Genomic DNA, 19,055 nt, shown 5'->3' on the forward strand with positions numbered 1-19,055 from the left:
GTACTGCAGGGGGGACCCTGTGGGAGAGTAGGACGCCGCCGAACAATTTTTCCGGGAAAGCCCCGCACCGTATGGTGCGGGGCTTTTCTGCGTTCAGGCACCGCAGACCGCCGCTTCCGTCCACCCCTGTGCATGTGCCGACGGAAGCTGAGGGTAGGGTCGGGGAGCATCATTCGCACGTTCCTCACAGGAGGCCCCCGGGTGGAGGTCCAGGAGACTCGGGTCCAGACGGACCGGGTCCTCACCATCCCCAACATCCTCAGCATGGCTCGCCTTGTCGGGGTCCCGCTCTTCCTGTGGCTGATTCTCCGCCCCGTGTTCGGCGGGCCCAACAGTGATGGCTGGGCGCTGCTGGTACTGATGCTCAGCGGCATCAGCGACTACCTCGACGGCAAGCTCGCCCGCCGGTGGAACCAGATCAGCAGACTCGGACGGCTCCTGGACCCGGCCGCCGACCGCCTCTACATCCTGTCGACCCTCCTCGGCCTCACCTGGCGCGAGATCCTGCCGCTCTGGCTCACCGCGGCCCTCCTGGCCCGTGAGCTCATGCTGCTGGTGATGGTGGCCATCCTGCGGCGCCACGGCTATCCGCCGCCGCAGGTCAACTTCCTCGGGAAAGCTGCAACCTTCAACCTGATGTACGCGTTCCCCTTGTTGCTGCTCAGCGACGGGAGTGGTTGGCTGGCTGCGGTAGCCGCCATTTTCGGATGGGCGTTCGCAGGATGGGGTACAACTCTGTATTGGTGGGCAGGGATCCTTTACGTGGTCCAGGTCCGCCGGCTCGTCAAGGCGGATGCAGTAGCCGAATGAGCTCGTTGTTGCGGTGCCGTGCAGTGTGGCCGGCCCGCGGTCCGACGTCTTGACTGATGCCCCGACGGGCGAACTCGGCTGACCGTCGTCTCTTTGAGGAGGACGTTTCCGACATGAAGGCCGTCGTGATGGCTGGTGGCGAAGGCACACGCCTGCGCCCCATGACCTCGAGCATGCCCAAGCCGCTCCTGCCCGTGGCCAATCGGCCGATCATGGAGCACGTACTGCGGCTGCTCAAGAGGCATGGGCTCAATGAAACTGTAGTTACCGTCCAGTTCCTCGCCTCCCTCGTCAAGAACTATTTCGGGGACGGCGAGGAGCTCGGGATGGAGCTCACCTATGCCAACGAGGAGAAGCCACTCGGCACCGCGGGGAGTGTGAAGAACGCCGAGGAGGCGTTGAAGGACGACACCTTCCTCGTCATTTCCGGTGACGCGCTCACCGACTTCGACCTCACCGACCTCATCGCCTTCCACAAGGAGAAGGGCGGACTCGTCACGGTCTGTCTGACCCGGGTCCCCAACCCGCTGGAATTCGGCATCACGATCGTGGACGAGGACGGCCAGGTCGAACGGTTCCTGGAGAAGCCGACCTGGGGCCAGGTCTTCTCGGACACCGTGAACACGGGCATCTACGTCATGGAGCCCGAGGTCTTCGACTACGTCGAGGCCGACACCTCCGTCGACTGGTCGGGTGATGTCTTCCCCCAGCTGATGAAGGAAGGCAAGCCCATCTACGGCTATATCGCCGAGGGCTACTGGGAGGACGTCGGCACGCACGAGAGCTACGTGAAGGCCCAGGCCGACGTCCTGGAGCGAAAGGTCGACGTGGAGCTCGACGGCTTCGAGATCTCGCCCGGTGTATGGGTGGCCGAAGGCGCGGAGGTCCATCCGGACGCCGTGCTCCGCGGGCCGCTGTACATCGGGGACTACGCAAAGGTCGAAGCGGACGTCGAGATCCGTGAGCACACGGTCGTGGGGTCCAACGTGGTCGTCAAGACCGGCGCCTTCCTCCACAGGGCCGTGGTCCACGACAACGTCTACATCGGACAGCACAGCAACCTCCGGGGCTGCGTGGTCGGCAAGAACACCGACATCATGCGCGCGGCCCGGATCGAGGACGGCGCTGTCATCGGTGACGAGTGCTTGGTCGGCGAGGAGTCGATCATCCAGGGCAACGTACGGGTGTACCCGTTCAAGACCATCGAGGCCGGCGCGTTCGTCAACACCTCGGTGATCTGGGAATCCCGCGGACAGGCGCATCTCTTCGGAGCGCGCGGCGTCTCCGGGATCCTGAACGTCGAGATCACCCCCGAGCTGGCGGTGCGGCTGGCCGGCGCCTATGCCACGACCCTCAAGAAGGGGTCGACGGTCACCACCGCCCGTGACCACTCCCGAGGCGCGCGAGCCCTCAAGAGAGCCGTCATCTCGGCTCTGCAGGCCAGCGCCATCGACGTACGGGACCTGGAGAACGTACCGCTGCCCGTGGCCAGGCAGCAGACGGCGCGGGGCAGTGCGGGCGGCATCATGATCCGTACGTCGCCCGGAGTGCCCGACTCGGTGGACATCATGTTCATCGACGAGCGGGGCGCCGACCTCTCGCAGGCGCAGCAGCGCAAGCTGGACCGGGTGTACGCCCGCCAGGAGTACCGACGGGCCTTCCCCGGCGAGATCGGGGACCTGCACTTCCCGTCCAGCGTCTTCGACTCGTACACCGGCTCCCTGCTCCGCAACGTCGACATCACCGGGATCGCCGACTCCGGGCTCAAGGTCGTCGTGGACGCCTCCAACGGATCCGCCGGGCTCGTCCTGCCCAGTCTGCTCGGGCGGCTCGGGGTGGACGCGCTGACGATCAACCCGGGACTCGACGAATCGCGGCCCACCGAGTCCGCCGAGACGCGCCGCGCCGGCCTCGTCCGGCTGGGGGAGATCGTCTCCTCGGCGCGAGCGGCCTTCGGTGTTCGGTTCGACCCGGTCGGTGAGCGGCTCTCCCTCGTGGACGAGCTGGGCCGGATCATCGAGGACGACCGGGCCCTGCTGGTCATGCTGGACCTCGTCGCCGCCGAGCGGCGCAGCGGACGCGTCGCCCTGCCGGTGACGACCACGCGCGTCGCCGAGCAGGTGGCTGCCTACCACGGCACCCAGGTGGAATGGACGACCACCTCGCCCGACGACCTGACCCGGGTGGGACGCGAGGAGACCACCATCTTCGGAGGAGACGGCCGCGGCGGGTTCATCGTTCCCGAATTCAGCAGTGTCTTCGACGGGACGGCCGCCTTCGTCCGGCTCATCGGACTCGTCGCGCGGACCCAGCTCACCCTGAGCCAGATCGATGCGCGCATCCCCCGGGCCCATGTCCTGCGCCGCGACCTGGCGACGCCCTGGGCGGTCAAGGGCCTCGTCATGCGCAGCGTCGTCGAGGCGGCCGGGGACCGGAGCGTGGACACCACGGACGGCGTCCGGGTGGTCGAGGCCGACGGGCGGTGGATCATGGTGCTGCCCGACCGGGCGGAGGCCGTCACCCATCTGTGGGCGGAAGGCCCGGACGACGCCTCGGCGCAGGCGCTGCTCGACGAGTGGTCCGCGGTGGTGGAGAGCGCGGGCGAGTGACCTCGTGAAGCCGGTGCACCGGAACTCCCCGACAGGGACTTGCGGTGCACCGGCGTCACCGGTGGGGCCATTCGGCGGCAGCCCGGGTGACGTGCGACGATGTGCGGCATGTCGCAGCAGCACCCCGATCGGAGCACACCCTCGCCGCCCGCACGTCCCGACGCCTCCATGTCGCTGCTGAACAACGTGATGGACCACAGCCTCGACGACGGTTACGCGGAGGCCTCGGCTCGTCGCAGGGCCGACGGGAGCGCGGGGCTGCCCCGTACGCTCAAGTCGAAGCTCGGCCTCGCCGCCGGTCTGGTGGTGGCCGCCCTGGTGGTCACCCTCGGTGCCGCCGAGGCACGGGTGTCGGCGCCGGTCGTCGCCAAGGAACGCGAAGAGCTGATCGACCGGATCGACGACGAGACGCGCGCGGCCGACGCGCTGGAGTCGGATGTCGACGAACTCCGCAGCGATGTGGGCGAGCGCCAGCGCAAGGCGTTGGAGCGGCACGGTGGGGACCAGGGGGAGCTGGTGGCCCTGCTGTCCGGGGCGACCCCGGTCGAGGGCCCCGGGGTGAAGCTCGTCGTGGACGACGCAGAGAACACCGACCAGGGCGGCGACGGGCCCCGCGAGTCATCGAGCTTCGCCGACACCGGCCGGGTGCGCGACCGGGACATGCAGCGGGTCGTCAACGGTCTGTGGGAATCCGGCGCCGAGGCCATCGCCATCAATGGGCAAAGGCTGACGGCGCTGTCGGCGATCCGTGCGGCGGGCGACGCCATACTGGTCGACAACAGGCCGCTCGTACCGCCGTACACGGTGCTCGCGGTGGGGGACGGGAAGAGGCTCGCCGTCGCGTTCCAGGACAGCGCGGACGGCCAGTACCTCAACGCGCTGAAGGAGAACTTCGACATCCGCACCAGCTTGTCCGAGCAGGGGAAGGTGCGGCTCCCGGCCGCGCCGAGCCTGATCGTCCGTACAGCAGAGCCGAAGGCCGCCGGCAGTGGAGCGGCAGAATCAGGGAAGGGCACATCGTGATCGCCGTACTGGGCCTCGTCGTGGGAGTCGTGGTCGGACTGTTGGTCCGGCCCGAGGTACCGGCGGTGGTCGAGCCCTATCTCCCGATCGCCGTGGTCGCCGCGCTCGACGCGGTCTTCGGAGGTCTGCGGGCCATGCTCGACGGCATCTTCGTGGACAAGGTCTTCGTGGTGTCGTTCCTGTCCAACGTCGTGGTCGCCGCGCTGATCGTGTTCCTCGGCGACAAACTGGGTGTCGGCGCTCAGCTCTCCACCGGTGTGGTGGTCGTGCTCGGCATCCGGATCTTCTCCAACGCCGCCGCCATCCGTCGGCACGTCTTCCGGGCTTGAGGCCGATGAACAACGAAGAGAACCCGCGCAACCGACCGCCCCGGCAGCCGGACGCGGGCCCGTCCGCCGTCCCGGACGCCCCTGCGCCGCCGCCCGCAGCCAGGGAGGTATCGGGGCGTCAGAGGCTGCTGGCGGGCCTGTGGCCGCCCCGGTTGAGCCGGGCTCAACTCATCGTCGCCGTGCTGCTGTTCGGGCTCGGCCTCGGACTGGCCATCCAGGTGCGGTCCACCAGCGACGACAGTGCGCTGCGCGGAGCGCGGCAGGAGGACCTGGTCCGGATCCTCGACGAGGTCGACGACCGGACGCAGCGTCTGGAGGACGAGAAGCAGCGTCTGGACGACCAGCGCACCGAGCTGGAGAACAGCTCGGACCAGGCCGAGGAGGCCCGGAAGCAGACGTTGGAGAAGGAACGGCAGCTGGGGATCCTCGCGGGTACGGTGGCGGCCCAGGGTCCCGGCATCACACTGACGATCAGCGACCCGTCCGGCGCGGTCGCGGCCGACAAGCTGCTCGACACCGTCCAGGAGCTGCGTGCGGCCGGGGCCGAGGCCATCGAGGTCAACGGCGTCCGGGTGGTGGCCAACACGTACTTCGCCGGGGACGGCGGTGACATCCAGGTGGACGGCAAGAAGATCCAAGCGCCGTACGAGTTCAAGGTGATCGGCAAGCCGCAGGACCTGGAGCCCGCCCTCAACATTCCCGGCGGTGTGGTGCAGACGCTGGAGAAGGAGCAGGCCACGGCGGTGGTGGAGCGGTCCGAGGACATCGTCGTCGACGCCTTGCGACCGGCGGAGCGGCCTGACTACGCTCGGTCGTCGTCCCCGTGAGCGCGCCGGGCCGAAGGGCCGGTGGACGAGGGCGCGAGGTTGCGGGGGGTCGGCGCACCGGATTGGCGGTGCGTGGTGGAAACTGTCGGGTGGATACGGACGTTGTGAAGATGTCCGGGTCGGCAGGTGTGTTCATTCAGGGTTCGTCCTGCCCCACGGGCGGGTCTATGTCGGTCAAGGGGAATCGCCCGTGAAGTTTTTTGCGAAGTTGTTCGGGAAGAGCGCACGCGAGGACAGCAACAGTGCTGCTCGCCACCGTGCTCCGCGCCACGGCCAGGGCGGGGAGCAGGAGGCGGAGCGTCCGCTCTTCCGCGATGAGGTGTCCGGTGACGCCACTCAGACTGGTCTCGACGTGTCGTCCGTCGACCCTGCCGGTGCCGGCCGCATAGGTTTCGGCGAACCATCGACCTCGCGTTCGGGTGGAGGGTTCACCCCGGAGGGCTCGTCGATGCCGGTCTGTGCGAGGTGCGGTCACCGCAATGCGCAGGCCAGTCGTTTCTGCTCCAACTGCGGCGCGCCGCTGCGGGGCGGTGTCCCCGAGCGTGCCTCGGAGACGACGTCCACGATCTCCATCTCCGGCCTTGAGGCGTACGAGGCCGAGGCGACCGGCCAGACGGCTCTGCCCTCGCTCTCCGCCGAGGCCCAGGCGGCCGTGGACGCGCTGCCCGGCGGTTCGGCGCTGCTGATCGTGCGCCGCGGCCCGAACTCCGGGAGCCGTTTCCTGCTGGACAGTGACCTCACCACCGCCGGCCGTCACCCGCAGAGCGACATCTTCCTCGACGACGTGACCGTGTCGCGGCGTCATGTGGAGTTCCGCAGGGGCCCGGACGGTAGCTTCACCGTGGGTGATGTCGGCAGCCTCAACGGCACCTATGTCAACCGTGAGCGCATCGATTCGGTCCTGCTGGCCAACGGAGACGAAGTCCAGATCGGAAAGTACCGCCTGGTCTTCTACGCGAGCCCGCGGGGCGTGTGACCCGCCCCCGGACTCCGTCCGGGGGAACCCCCAGGAAGGCCCATGCTGCGAACACCGACAGGCGGTGCCGGCGACGGCACCGCCACCGCGGAAGCCCGCTGGATGAGCATCGGAACGGTGCTCACCCGGCTGCGCGAAGAGTTTCCGGAAGTCACGATCTCCAAGATCCGCTTTCTGGAGGCCGAGGGTCTCATCGAGCCGCAGCGGACCCCGTCCGGGTACCGGAAGTTCGCTCCCGGCGACGTGGAGCGCCTCGCGCAGGTGCTCAGGATGCAGCGGGACCACTATCTGCCGCTGAAGGTCATCCGGGAGCACCTGGACGCCCTGGCCCGGGGTGAGCAGCCCGCGCTGCCCTCACCGGGCGCTCAGCGGGACCTCGGCGACGGTGTGTGGGAGTCCGGTCCCGGCGTGGCGACCGCCGCGCGGATCGGGCGCGCCGAGCTCCTGGCGGCCGCTGAGGTCGACGAGGAGCAGCTGGACGAGTGGGAGTCCTACGGGCTCATCGTCCCGGCTCCTGAGGGCGGCTACGACGCCGAGATGGTGACCGTGGCGAAGCTGGTGGCGGATCTGGGCCGGTTCGGCCTGGAACCGCGCCACCTGCGTGCCATGCGCGCCTCCGCGGACCGGGAGGCGGGGCTGGTCGAGCAGCTGGTCGCGCCGCTGCGTCTGCACCGTAATCCACAGACCAGAGCGCACGCCGAGGCCACGGCGAACGAGCTGGCCGAGCTCTCCGTACGGCTGCACGCGGCGCTCGTCCAGACGGCTCTGCGCAGCCGTCTGCACTGAGCTCGGGGGAGCCCGACTACCCAAACATGGCGAGCACGTCCTAGGGTTGCTGTGTGAACGAGCTCGACGTTGTCGGTGTCCGGGTGGAAATGCCCTCCAACCAACCGATCGTTCTCCTGCGTGAAGTGGGAGGCGACCGGTACCTCCCCATTTGGATCGGTCCTGGGGAGGCGACCGCCATTGCCTTCGCCCAGCAGGGCATGGCTCCGGCCAGGCCGCTGACCCATGACCTGTTCAAGGATGTGCTCGAGGCCGTGGGCCAGGAGCTCACCGAGGTCCGCATCACGGACCTGCGCGAAGGGGTCTTCTACGCGGAGCTCGTCTTCGCCAGCGGGGTCGAGGTGAGCGCCCGGCCGTCCGACGCCATAGCGCTCGCCCTGCGCACCGGCACGCCGATCTACGGCAGTGACGGCGTGCTGGACGACGCGGGCATCGCGATCCCCGACGAGCAGGAGGACGAGGTGGAGAAGTTCCGCGAATTCCTCGATCAGATCTCACCGGAGGACTTCGGTACCAACAGTCAGTGACCGTCCCGCAAGGATGTCGTCAGCGCATCCGACAAGCCTTTCCCGGAGACGAGACACGGGAAACCACCCTCAGGGTGGTTATCACTCGGCGTGCCGAGTGTGGCGATCGTTGACGCACCCCCAGTGACTGCCTACCTTCGAGTGGGCAGGTCAAGGACGGAGGTCGGCGTGAGAAGCAGCGGCGACGGTACGGCGGCGGGTGGGCCGTATCCGCAGCACGGCAGTGGAGCCGACCACGCCATCAGGCAGCCGGTTCAGCCGGCGGCGGTGGCAGCGGACGGTGTGGCCGCGGCGAGCGATATCGGCTATCGCGGACCGACGGCATGCGCGGCGGCGGGGATCACCTACCGCCAACTGGACTACTGGGCGCGCACCGGGCTGGTCGAGCCGAGCGTGCGGCCGGCCTACGGGTCGGGGACGCAGCGTCTCTACAGTTTCCGGGACGTGGTGCTCCTCAAGATCGTCAAGCGCTTCCTGGACACCGGGGTAGCTCTCCAGAACATCCGCACCACGGTCCAGCACCTACGGGACCGTGGTTTCCGGGATCTCGAGCGCATGACGCTGATGAGCGACGGGGCGACGGTCTACGAGTGCTCCTCGCCCGACGAGGTCGTCAGCCTCCTCCAGGGCGGGCAGGGCGTCTTCGGGATCGCCGTGGGGGTCGTGTGGCGGGATGTGGACGCGGCGCTCTCCCAGCTCCACGGCGAGCGGGTCGACACCGGCGAGACCCTCATCGGCAACAATCCGGCCGACGAACTCGCCCGTCGCCGCAACCGTGCCGGCTGAGCGGCCGACAGCACCTGACAGCACGGAAACGGGGCGGCCCGGCTCTCCACGGAGAGCCGGGCCGCCCCGTTGTCAGTGGCGTAGGGCAGCATCGGTGGTGTGAGACCCGCGCCGACCATCCTCCACCTGGACATGGATGCCTTCTACGCCTCGGCGGAGCAGGCGGCCAAGCCCAGCCTGCGCGGGAAGGCGGTCGTGGTGGGCGGCCTCGGCCCCCGCGGGGTGGTCGCCACCGCCTCGTACGAGGCACGGCTCCTGGGCGTCCACTCCGCGATGCCGACGGCTCAGGCCAGACGGCTCGCGCCGAACGCCGCCTATCTGGTGCCCCGCTTCTCGCTGTACCGGTCGGTGAGCGAGCAGGTGATGGAGCTCCTGGGGCGGCTCTCGCCACTGGTGGAGCCGCTGAGCCTGGACGAGGCCTTCGTCGATCTGGAGGCGGGCGGGATGGCGGACGACTCGGTGTCGGCCCGGACGACGGGCGAGCGGCTGCGCACGGCCATCCGGGAGGTGACCGGGCTGAGCGGGTCGGTCGGGCTCGCCGGTTCGAAGATGCTCGCCAAGATCGCCTCCGAGCAGGCCAAGCCGGACGGGCTGACGCTCATCGAGCCGGGCACCGAGTGCGAGCTGCTGGCCCCGATGTCCGTACGGACGCTGCCGGGCGTCGGGCCCGCCACCGGGGACCACCTCCGGCGGGCCGGCATGACCACCGTCCACGACCTCGCGGAGGCGGGCGAGGCCGAGCTCGTACGACTGGTCGGCAAGGCCCACGGCCACGGGCTGTACCGGATGGCACTGGGTCTCGACGACCGGCCGGTGGTCGCCGAGCGGGACGCCAAGTCCGTATCGGTGGAGGACACCTTCGATGTGGACCTGCACGACCGGGTGCGGGTGCGCGCGGAGGTGGAGCGGCTGGCCGTGCGGTGCGTGGAGCGGCTGCGGTCCGCCGACCGGTCGGGGCGCACGGTGGTGCTGAAGGTGCGCCGCTTCGACTTCTCCACCCTGACCCGCTCCGAGACGCTCAGAGGGCCCACGGACGACCCCACGGTGGTCCGTGAGGCGGCCGCGAGACTGCTGGAGCTGGTGGACACCACCGGTGGTGTAAGGCTCCTGGGCGTGGGCGTCACGGGGCTCGCGGACTTCACCCAGGAGGATCTGTTCGCGCAGGCCGCGGACGCCAGGGAGCTGGCGGAGCGGGCGCGCACACCGGAGAATCCGGTGCCGGACGACGCCGGGCCGGGCGGCGGACCGGCGGACGAGGAGCCCGTACGGGACAGCGCGGAGCAGCTCGCCGCCCGGCGCTGGCCCGCCGGGCACGACGTACGCCACACGGTGCACGGGCACGGCTGGGTGCAGGGGAGCGGGGTGGGCCGGGTGACGGTCCGGTTCGAGGAGCCCGGGGGGCCGGTCGGCCGGGTCGTCACGTTCCGCGTCGACGACCCGGAGCTCAGCCCGGCCGATCCGCTGCCGCTGGTCCGCGACCCGGTCGACTACTCCTCCTGGCCGGCCAGCCTGCCGAAGTCACGGTCGGGGCCGGTCTCCGCCGCCGGCGGGGAGTCCAGACCGTAATGGCGGTAGAGCTGCAGCTCCTGCTCCGGCGAGAGGTGCCGGCCCACCCCGAAGTCCGGTGCGCCCTTGATCAACGCCCGGTCGAAGGGGACCCGCAGGGTGTCCTCGACGAATTCGCTGGGTTCCAGCGGGACGAAGGCGTCCCTGCTGAACAGGCCGGTGCGGACGGCCGCCCACTCGGGGACCCCCGTCGCGTCGTCGAGATAGACCTCATCCACCGTTCCGATCTTGGCGCCCCTGCGATCGAACGCCTTACGGCCGATCAGGCGGCGCGGATCGATATCCGTCTTCACGGTGCCTCCCTCTGGTCGCCACTGCTCAGGGGGGTCCCCTGTCGCTCCACCAGCACCAGACAAGTGCAGATCCGTGGCGTCGGCCACTCGAGGGCTCCGCGAGGACGGCCGCTGGTAGGCTGGCAGCTGGCTGCTGACCCCGTGCGGGAGAGTCCTCCGGTGCGGAATCCGGAGGCGCCGAAGGAGCAAATCCTCCCCGGAATCTCTCAGGCCCCCGTACCGCACGGACGAGGTCACTCTGGAAAGCAGGGCGGGTTCGTGCGGGCGCATGCCGGGACGGGCTCGACCCTCACCGACGGTGAAAGTCGGCACGCCCCCGGGCGGGCCGGTGAAGCTCTCAGGTTGACATGACAGAGGGGGAGGCCGTTCGGGCACCCGCGCCGTGGTGCCCCTCGCAGGTCGTGACAGACCAGGAGGCCTCCACCATGACCCCCCGTCGCACTCCGCTCTCCCAGCTGGAGCAGGGCATTCCGTTCGAGCAGCGCCACATAGGGCCCGACGCCGGCGCCCAGGCGAAGATGCTCGCCCAGGTCGGCTACGGCTCCCTCGACGAGCTGACCGCCGCCGCGGTGCCCGACGTGATCAAGAGTGCGGAGGCCCTGAACCTTCCCTCGGCGCGCACCGAGGCCGAGGTGCTGGCAGAGCTCCGCTCGCTGGCCGACCGCAACAAGGTGCTCGCCCCGATGATCGGCCTCGGCTACTACGGCACCTTCACGCCGCCCGTCATCCTGCGCAATGTCATGGAGAACCCCGCGTGGTACACGGCCTACACGCCGTACCAGCCGGAGATCTCCCAGGGCCGCCTGGAGGCCCTGCTGAACTTCCAGACGATGGTCGCCGAGCTGACCGGGCTGCCCACCTCCGGCGCCTCCCTGCTCGACGAGGGCACCGCGGCCGCCGAGGCCATGGCGCTCGCCCGGCGCGTCGGCAAGGTCAAGAACGGCGTCTTCCTGATCGACGCCGACACCCTGCCGCAGACCGTCGCGGTGATCCAGACCCGTGCCGAGCCGACCGGCGTCGAGGTCGTCGTCGCCGACCTCAGCGACGGCATCCCCACGGAGATCGCCGAGCGCGGCGTCTTCGGCGTCCTGCTCCAGTACCCGGGCGCCTCCGGTGCCGTGCGCGCCATCGGGCCCGTGATCGAGCAGGCCCACGAGCTCGGGGCGATCGTCACCGTCGCCGCCGACCTGCTCGCCCTCACCCTGCTCACCTCGCCCGGAGCCCTCGGCGCGGACATCGCGGTGGGCACCACCCAGCGCTTCGGCGTCCCGATGGGCTTCGGCGGCCCGCACGCCGGCTTCATGGCCGTCCGCGAGAAGTTCGCCCGCTCCCTGCCCGGCCGCCTCGTCGGCGTCTCCGTCGACGCCGACGGCAACAAGGCCTACCGCCTGGCCCTGCAGACCCGCGAGCAGCACATCCGCCGCGAGAAGGCCACCAGCAACATCTGTACGGCGCAGGTGCTGCTCGCCGTCATGGCCGGCATGTACGCCGTCTACCACGGCCCCGACGGGCTGCGCACGATCGCCCGGCGCACCCACCGCTACGCCACGATCCTCGCCGAGGGCCTGCGCGCCGCCGGTGCCGAGGTCGTGCACGGCGCCTTCTTCGACACCCTGACCGTCCGGGCGCCCGGCAAGGCCGCGGACATCGTCGCGGACGCCCGGGAGCGCGGGGTCAACCTCCGCCGCGTCGACGCCGACCACGTCTCCATCGCCTGCGACGAGACCACCACCCGCGCCCAGCTTTCCGCCGTCTGGGCCGCCTTCGGCGCCGACGCCGACATCGAGGCGCTGGACGGCTCGGCCGCCGACGCGCTGCCCGAGGCGCTGCTGCGCTCCGACGACATCCTGACCCACCCGGTCTTCCACCAGCACCGCTCCGAGACCGCGATGCTGCGTTACCTGCGCAAGCTCGCCGACCGTGACTACGCGCTGGACCGCGGCATGATCCCGCTCGGCTCCTGCACCATGAAGCTGAACGCCACCGCCGAGATGGAGTCGATCACCTGGCCCGAGTTCGGCGCGCTGCACCCCTTCGCCCCGGCCGAGCAGGCGCAGGGCTTCCTCACGCTCATCCGCGAGCTGGAGGAGCGCCTGGCGGAGGTCACCGGTTACGACGCCGTCTCCATCCAGCCGAACGCCGGCTCCCAGGGCGAGTTCGCCGGGCTGCTGGCCGTCCGCGCGTACCACCGGGCCAACGGCGACGACCAGCGCACCGTCTGCCTGATCCCCTCGTCCGCGCACGGCACCAACGCCGCCAGCGCGGTCATGGCGGGCATGAAGGTCGTCGTGGTCAAGACCGCCGACGACGGCGAGGTCGACATCGCGGACCTGCGGGCCAAGATCGAGCAGTACCGCGACGAGCTCGCCGTGCTCATGATCACCTACCCCTCCACGCACGGGGTCTTCGAGGAGCACGTCGCCGACATCTGCGGCGAGGTGCACGACGCGGGCGGCCAGGTCTACGTCGACGGCGCCAACCTCAACGCGCTCGTCGGCCTCGCCAAGCCCGGCAAGTTCGGCGGCGACGTCTCGCACCTGAACCTGCACAAGACGTTCTGCATCCCGCACGGCGGCGGCGGCCCCGGCGTCGGCCCGGTCGGGGTCCGCGCGCACCTCGCCCCGTACCTCCCCAACCACCCGCTCCAGCCCGCCGCGGGACCGGAGACCGGTGTGGGCCCGATCTCCGCCGCCCCGTGGGGCTCGGCGGGCATCCTGCCGATCTCGTGGGCGTACGTCCGCCTGATGGGCGGCGAGGGGCTCAAGCGCGCCACGCAGGTCGCCGTGCTGGCCGCCAACTACATCGCCAAGCGGCTGGAGCCGCACTTCCCGATCCTGTACAACGGCCCGGCCGGACTGGTCGCGCACGAGTGCATCGTGGACCTGCGGCCGATCTCCAAGGCGACCGGGGTCTCCATCGACGACGTCGCCAAGCGCCTGATCGACTACGGCTTCCACTCGCCGACCATGTCGTTCCCGGTCGCCGGCACGCTGATGATCGAGCCGACCGAGAGCGAGGACCTCGCCGAGCTCGACCGGTTCTGCGACACCATGATCGCGATCCGCGCCGAGATCGAGAAGGTCGCGTCCGGCGAGTGGAGCGCGGGCGACAACCCGCTGTCCAACGCCCCGCACACCGCGGCCGCGCTCGGCGGCGACTGGGACCACGGCTACAGCCGTGCGGAGGCCGTCTTCCCGGCCGGGGTGTCCGCCGCCGACAAGTACTGGCCGCCGGTCCGCCGCATCGACGGTGCCTTCGGCGACCGCAACCTGGTCTGCTCCTGCCCGCCGCTGGAGGAGTACGACAACTGACGCTCAGGACGGACGCCTGACATGCGTCGGGGCCGGTGCGGGGATCTCCCCGGGCCGGCCCCTTCTCCGTACAGCCTTCTCCGTACGTCCGCCTCAGGCGGCCTTCATCACGCTGCCCGCCGCCAACGGCCGGTGCGGGGCGATGATCTGCCCGTCCGGCAGCAGCTCGCCGGTGTCCTCGAAGAGCAGGACACCGTTGCACAGAAGGCTCCAGCCCTGTTCCGGGTGGTGTGCCGTCAGGCGGGCCGCCTCCCGGTCGGGGGAGTCGGCGGTGGGGCAGGGTGGCTGGTGCTGGCACATGGATGCGTTCTTTCGCTGCGTCGAGTCGAATGTCCTGCGGCTGGATGAGAGGTTCATGGCCGCCCCCGTATCAGTCGGTCCGGTCCCAGTGTTGCCCTACGGGGGTGATTCCGCAGGGATTTCGCGGCAGCTCCCGTACTCCTCTCATGACGCGTCACCCGCGCGGACGGTTCACCGCAACTGCACTGTCACTTCGGGTGGTTCGGGGTGGCCGGACCGGGCTAGTCCGAGTGGGTAAGAGGGAGCCCCCGCGGTGACCCGTTCCGCCGGCGGGCGTGCGGGTCACCGCGGGGGCCGGTCGTCGGCCGCCGGTCAGGCGGAGCTGAGCAGCGGGCCCGGTGCCACGCGCAGGGTCATGACGGGCAGCAGATCGGCGACCCGGTACGGCCGGTGCGCGGCGATGCCCGGCGGCGCCGGCGCCAGGGGCACCAGGACGTCGGCCGGGGCGAGCACACCGCCGGAGGCGTCGGAGGCGTCGTCTGCGGTGTCGTCGTGCAGCCAGAGGGTGAGCATGTACAGCTCGGGGATGGAGAGAAGTCTCGCCTGGTACGCCGTGGGCGAGGCTTCCGCCTGGCGGACCGCGAGCTCCGTCGAGGCGAGATAGGGGCCCTCGAAGAAGTGCGAGAAGCTCCAGCCGTCCGGGGTGAGCATGGTGTCCGCGGCGGCGATCGTGCGGCCCTCGCTCCGGATCAGGAAGCGCCAGGCCGCGAGGCGGGTTCGAGGTGCGGTCCCGGTCGGAGCGATCCGGTCCAGAACGTGCACGGGAAGCGGCAGTTCGGGGCTGAGCGGTCCCTGGACGGACCGGAGGGCGGAGGTGCGCGCCTGGCGGACCGCGGTGGGGGAACCGAGGGCCGCGGACACGCTGCGCAGGGCGGGCGCGGGAGCCGAGGGGACATGCAGCGGCATAGTGGGTCGCCTCTCACTTCGGAGACACGGTGATGCGTGGGCGGGTGCAGACGGCGCTGTCGGCAGAGTGGGGCCGGAGGAGGCCGGTGACGGGCCGGTCGCGTCAACTCTCTGCCTCGTCAGGCGGAGTTTATACGACACGTGTTCACTGAGTGTTTCCGCTAGCTGCCGGGGATATTTCGCGCAAGGCGGCATCCGGACTTCGACATGCGGTTTTTCTGGTGATCTGATCGACCGTTCCCGGCTTCGGCCTGCGCCTCTTCCGGCGGAGCGGTAGGCCGAAACCTGCCGGTGTTTCCGCCACGCGCTTTCCGGGTGAAAATGCCGTCCGCCGGGTGCCGTAGGAATGTGCCCCCGGTCTCCGTCATCCAGCCTAGCGGGTTTCCGGTGCTCCGTGGGGCGTTACGGATCACTCCCGCTGGGCATTATCGATCGTGATGCGAACGGCCCGGTCAGCGGGCCGACCACTGGAGGAGGGACCCCTCGATGGGGGAGAAGGTCGTGGCGGGAGCCTTTGACCTGTCCGATCGGCAGGCCTACCGCACCAAGCTCAACCAGTGCCTGGAGGGGCTGGGCAGACTGCTGACGGAGCAGAGGTTCGACCGTCCCAGAAACATGATGGGGCTGGAGATAGAGCTGAATCTCGCGGGCTCCGACGGCATGCCCCGGATGATGAATCAGGAAGTGCTCCAGCGCATCGCGAGCCGGGATTTCCAGACCGAACTCGGGATGTTCAACCTGGAAGTAAATGTCGTTCCGCACCGGCTCGGTGGCCGGGTATTCGATCAGCTCTCGGAGGAGCTGCGGACCGGTCTCGCCTACGCGCACCGCAAGGCCGGTGAGGTGGACGCGGGGATCGTCATGATCGGAATCCTGCCCACGCTCGGCGAGCACGACGTGGTTTCCGCGAATCTGTCGGACGTGGACCGCTACACCCTGCTCAACGACCAGATGGCGGCGGCCCGGGGGGAGGAATTCGCCTTGGACATCGAAGGCGTCGAGCATCTGGTCTGCTCCTCGCCCTCGATCGCCCCCGAATCCGCCTGCACCTCGGTGCAGTTGCACCTCCAGGTGACACCCTCCCGGTTCGCCGACGTGTGGAACGCCGCCCAGGCGATCGCCTCGGTCCAGATCGCGCTGGGCGCCAACGCCCCGTTCCTCTTCGGCAAGGAGCTCTGGCGGGAGTCGCGGCCCCCGCTGTTCCAGCAGGCCACCGACGTACGGCCGCCGGAGCTGGCGAACCAGGGCGTACGGCCGAGGACCTGGTTCGGGGAGCGCTGGATCACCTCCGCCCAAGAGCTCTTCGAGGAGAACCTGCGCTATTTCCCGCCGCTGCTGCCGATCTGCGACGAGGAGGAGCCGCTGCGGGTCCTCGACGAGGGCGGGGTCCCGGCGCTGGCCGAGCTGGTCCTGCACAACGGGACGGTCTACCGCTGGAACCGCCCGGTGTACGACGTGGCCGACGGCGTCCCGCACCTGCGGGTGGAGAACCGGGTCCTGCCGGCCGGGCCGACCGTCACGGACGTGATCGCCAACGCCGCGTTCTACTACGGGCTCGTCCGGGCGCTCGCCGAGGAGTCCCGGCCGGTCTGGAGCAAGCTGCCCTTCGAGGCCGCGGCGGAGAACTTCACCGAAGCGTGCCGCCACGGCGTCGAGGCCGAACTGCTCTGGCCGCGACCCGGAGGCCGCTCCGGCGGGCTGACCAGGATCCCCGCCGTACAGCTCGTACGGGAGGAGCTGCTCCCGCTGGCCGCGGCCGGGCTCGACGCCTGGCACATCGAGCCCGCCGACCGGGACCGCTACCTCGGGGTGATCGAGGAGCGGTGCAAGCGGCGGGTCAACGGGGCTTCCTGGCAGGTCGCCACCTACCACCGGGCGCTGGAGGCGGGGCTCGGCCGGGACGCGGCGCTGGCGGCGACCACCCGGCGCTACGCCGAGCTGATGCACGCCGGGGAGCCCGTGCACACCTGGCCGGTGGGATTCCCGGCACCCTGAGGCGTGCTCGTACGCGGATGAGGGCGGCGGACCCGGCCGGGGCGCCGCCCTCACTCCTGGGCGGCGCGCCCGTTCTGTCCGGCGCTCATGATGGCCCGCAGGATGACGGCCTGGATCTCCACCGGGTCGCTCACCTCGTACCCGTCGCCCCCGGTGGCCCGCGCGATCTGGGCCACCTCCTCGCGGTCGGCGTCCGGGCCCACCGCGATGGCGATGATCGGAACGGGACGCTCCGGGTCGGCGAGCTCCTGGAGCCGGGCGATCAGCGCACTCCGGGAGATGCCGTCCTCGTCCTGGTTGGAACCGTCGGTGAGGATCACCAGGGCGTTGAACTTGCCCTTCCGATACGTCGACCGGGCCTCCTGGTACGAGGCCAGCACCGTGTCGTACAGCCCGGTCGCCCCGCCCGGCACGGGCTGCAGCCCCGCGAAGGCCGCCGACAGCTTCTCCCGGTGGGTCGAGCCGCCCTGGGCGGGGTCGCCCAGCCGGCGGGTCGGCATGAGCTCGCGGTAGTCCCTCTCGCCGTCCAGCGCCGTGGCGAACTCCCACAGGCCGATCTCGTCGTCCGGCGTGAACTGGGTGAGCGCCTGGATGAGCGACTCCTGGGTGACGTCCATCCGCGACCGGTCGCGGCCCGGCACCGGGGTGGACATCGAACCCGAGGCGTCGACCACCGTGGTCAGCCGGGCGCTCTGGACGGTGATCGTCCACATCCCCAGCACCTCCTGGAGCTCCTTCGCCGACGGCGCCTCGGCCGCCGGTGCGGCGTACGGCTGCGGAAACCTGCCGCCCGCCGACGCGACCACGGTGTCCTCGGCCTCCCCGTGGGCTGGCCGGAACCCGTGCCGGGCGAACACGGCGCGTGAGCTCTCATCGTTGAGCAGGGTCATGAAGCGCAGCGCCGCCCGGCACTGGGCGAGGGTCAGCCTCTCCTCGTCTACCAGCGTGTACGGGTAGTCGAGCAGCGGGGTGCCGTCCTCGGGGTAGAAGAGGTCCAGCTCGCCGCTGTCGGCGGCCTCCGCGTTGTGGGTGAAGGCGGCCTGCTCGGACACCAGGACGGCCTGGTTACGTCTCGGGTTGCCCTCCTCGGCGCCGGAGCCGCTCCGCGCCAGCGTCTCCAGCACCTGCGCGTCGCTGTCCGACATCCGCTCGGCCAGCACCTTCGCGGTCTCCGCGACCGTGGTGCCGCTGTCCCCGCCCTGCTGCTCGGACGAGGCGGCGATGCTGGTGAGGGCCAGCAGGCCGGTGGCGCTGCGCGCCGGATCGGCCGCACCGAGGCGAACCCGGTCCGCCCGGAGCGCCGCGGTGACCACCTCGGCCCAGGAGTACGTCTTCCGCGGCCATCCCAGACGCCGCGCCGCGGACGGCACCATGGCGAGGCCCACCGGCGACGAGGCCACCGAGTCCGAGGGGGAGATGGGGATGCCCGTACCGAGCCCCTCGGCCCGGTCCAGCCAGAGGTCGGAGTCGGGCAGCCAGACCTGGAAGCCCGGCGTCTCGCCCCCGCCCGCCAGCGCGTCGGCCACCTTGTAGGAGTCGCGGGCCACCACCTCCACGTCGAGGCAGCGGCCGCCGGATCTCACCTCGTCGACACGGGTCTGCTCGGCTATGGCCCCGATCGCCGGCGCGATGTCCGGGGAGGCGGCGACGGACAGCCGCACGGCGGAGTCCTCGCAGGACTCGGAGAACGACAGCAGGCCGCCCTCGACCGCCACCCCGGTTCCCGTCGCCACCGCGAGGACGAGCAGGGTGGCGATGACGATGGTGCGGTGCCGGCGCTTGGGAGAGGCGTCCCCGCGCTCTTCCCGCGCGTAGGCGTCGGGCAAGCTGTGACGTCCCATGCCGGTGGTGCCCCCCTGAAGACGAACGACGAACGACGAACAGGGAGAGAGGGGGACCGCACCACCGGTGAAGGTGGTCGTCCTGCGGCCTGTCGCGCATGATCTTCGTACCTGCATTCGAGACCCTAGCGGGACAGTGGGCGGGATGAGACGCGATTGCAGAACAAAAG

The 19,055-nt window shown here is 70.3% G+C and carries 16 protein-coding genes and 1 riboswitch; of the genes, 12 read left to right on the top strand and 4 right to left on the bottom strand.

Translation table 11 applies throughout. The features are described from left to right. Nucleotides 1–201: 201 nt before the first annotated feature. The 10 genes from ACIQAK_RS19620 (at nt 202) to ACIQAK_RS19665 (ending at nt 10,239) form a co-directional block, all read left to right on the top strand. Complete coding sequence (locus tag ACIQAK_RS19620; protein WP_366390359.1) at nt 202–810, top strand: CDP-alcohol phosphatidyltransferase family protein; 609 nt, start codon at nt 202–204, stop codon at nt 808–810. 113 nt (nt 811–923) lie between these two features. Then, nucleotides 924–3,419 carry a mannose-1-phosphate guanyltransferase gene (locus ACIQAK_RS19625; RefSeq protein WP_366390358.1) on the top strand — a complete coding sequence of 832 codons (2,496 nt, stop codon included), beginning with the start codon at nt 924–926 and terminating at the stop codon, nt 3,417–3,419. A 108-nt stretch (nt 3,420–3,527) separates the two neighbouring features. Then, a complete protein-coding gene (locus ACIQAK_RS19630; RefSeq protein ID WP_366390357.1) occupies nt 3,528–4,442 on the top strand; it encodes a DUF881 domain-containing protein in 915 nt (304 codons plus the stop codon). Beyond that, entirely contained in the window at nt 4,439–4,771 is a 333-nt protein-coding gene (locus ACIQAK_RS19635) for a small basic family protein (RefSeq protein WP_003970459.1), read from the top strand. The genes ACIQAK_RS19630 and ACIQAK_RS19635 overlap by 4 nt, the downstream gene beginning before the upstream one ends. 5 nt (nt 4,772–4,776) lie before the next feature. Continuing rightward, on the top strand, nt 4,777–5,598 hold the full coding sequence (locus ACIQAK_RS19640; protein WP_366390356.1) for a DUF881 domain-containing protein: 822 nt from the start codon (nt 4,777–4,779) through the stop codon (nt 5,596–5,598). 190 nt (nt 5,599–5,788) lie between these two features. Then, on the top strand, nt 5,789–6,574 hold the full coding sequence (locus ACIQAK_RS19645) for an FHA domain-containing protein (RefSeq protein WP_366390355.1): 786 nt from the start codon (nt 5,789–5,791) through the stop codon (nt 6,572–6,574). 42 nt (nt 6,575–6,616) lie between these two features. After that, nucleotides 6,617–7,360, top strand: a complete 744-nt coding sequence (locus ACIQAK_RS19650) for a MerR family transcriptional regulator (RefSeq protein WP_366390354.1) — start codon at nt 6,617–6,619, stop codon at nt 7,358–7,360. Nucleotides 7,361–7,413: 53 nt separating this feature from the next. Then, the gene (locus ACIQAK_RS19655) at nt 7,414–7,887 is read left to right on the top strand and encodes a bifunctional nuclease family protein (protein WP_006123076.1); all 474 of its coding nucleotides are present in this window, start codon (nt 7,414–7,416) and stop codon (nt 7,885–7,887) included. Between the two features lie 168 nt (nt 7,888–8,055). Then, nucleotides 8,056–8,673 carry a MerR family transcriptional regulator gene (locus ACIQAK_RS19660; RefSeq protein WP_366390353.1) on the top strand — a complete coding sequence of 206 codons (618 nt, stop codon included), beginning with the start codon at nt 8,056–8,058 and terminating at the stop codon, nt 8,671–8,673. Between the two features lie 99 nt (nt 8,674–8,772). Continuing rightward, the gene (locus ACIQAK_RS19665; protein ID WP_366390352.1) at nt 8,773–10,239 is read left to right on the top strand and encodes a DNA polymerase IV; all 1,467 of its coding nucleotides are present in this window, start codon (nt 8,773–8,775) and stop codon (nt 10,237–10,239) included. Here ACIQAK_RS19665 and ACIQAK_RS19670 read toward each other — a convergent pair. Then, nucleotides 10,161–10,532: a PRC-barrel domain-containing protein gene (locus tag ACIQAK_RS19670; RefSeq protein WP_366390351.1), complete on the bottom strand. Its 372-nt coding sequence runs from the start codon at nt 10,530–10,532 to the stop codon at nt 10,161–10,163. The two genes, ACIQAK_RS19665 and ACIQAK_RS19670, sit on opposite strands and share 79 nt — an antisense overlap. A 134-nt stretch (nt 10,533–10,666) precedes the next feature. Beyond that, nucleotides 10,667–10,764: riboswitch (glycine riboswitch) on the top strand. A gap of 193 nt (nt 10,765–10,957) precedes the next feature. Between ACIQAK_RS19670 and gcvP the strand changes: the two genes are divergently transcribed. Beyond that, nucleotides 10,958–13,843, top strand: coding sequence for an aminomethyl-transferring glycine dehydrogenase (gene gcvP, locus ACIQAK_RS19675; RefSeq protein WP_366390350.1), 2,886 nt, complete (start codon nt 10,958–10,960; stop codon nt 13,841–13,843). Nucleotides 13,844–13,936: 93 nt separating this feature from the next. Here the strand turns inward: gcvP and ACIQAK_RS19680 are convergent, their stop codons facing one another. Both ACIQAK_RS19680 and ACIQAK_RS19685 read right to left on the bottom strand, forming a co-directional pair. Then, nucleotides 13,937–14,143, bottom strand: coding sequence for a DUF5999 family protein (locus ACIQAK_RS19680; protein WP_366390349.1), 207 nt, complete (start codon nt 14,141–14,143; stop codon nt 13,937–13,939). Between the two features lie 312 nt (nt 14,144–14,455). Then, nucleotides 14,456–15,049, bottom strand: a complete 594-nt coding sequence (locus ACIQAK_RS19685; RefSeq protein ID WP_366390348.1) for a hypothetical protein — start codon at nt 15,047–15,049, stop codon at nt 14,456–14,458. 486 nt (nt 15,050–15,535) lie between these two features. Between ACIQAK_RS19685 and ACIQAK_RS19690 the strand changes: the two genes are divergently transcribed. After that, nucleotides 15,536–17,044 carry a glutamate--cysteine ligase gene (locus tag ACIQAK_RS19690; RefSeq protein ID WP_366390347.1) on the top strand — a complete coding sequence of 503 codons (1,509 nt, stop codon included), beginning with the start codon at nt 15,536–15,538 and terminating at the stop codon, nt 17,042–17,044. Nucleotides 17,045–17,094: 50 nt separating this feature from the next. On the opposite strand, the gene ACIQAK_RS19695 is transcribed toward ACIQAK_RS19690, so the two are convergent. Then, on the bottom strand, nt 17,095–18,885 hold the full coding sequence (locus ACIQAK_RS19695; RefSeq protein WP_366390346.1) for a substrate-binding and VWA domain-containing protein: 1,791 nt from the start codon (nt 18,883–18,885) through the stop codon (nt 17,095–17,097). Nucleotides 18,886–19,055: the final 170 nt, after the last annotated feature.

This window comes from Streptomyces sp. NPDC088706 (genome assembly GCF_044752765.1).
In the GTDB taxonomy this organism is placed as follows: domain Bacteria; phylum Actinomycetota; class Actinomycetes; order Streptomycetales; family Streptomycetaceae; genus Streptomyces.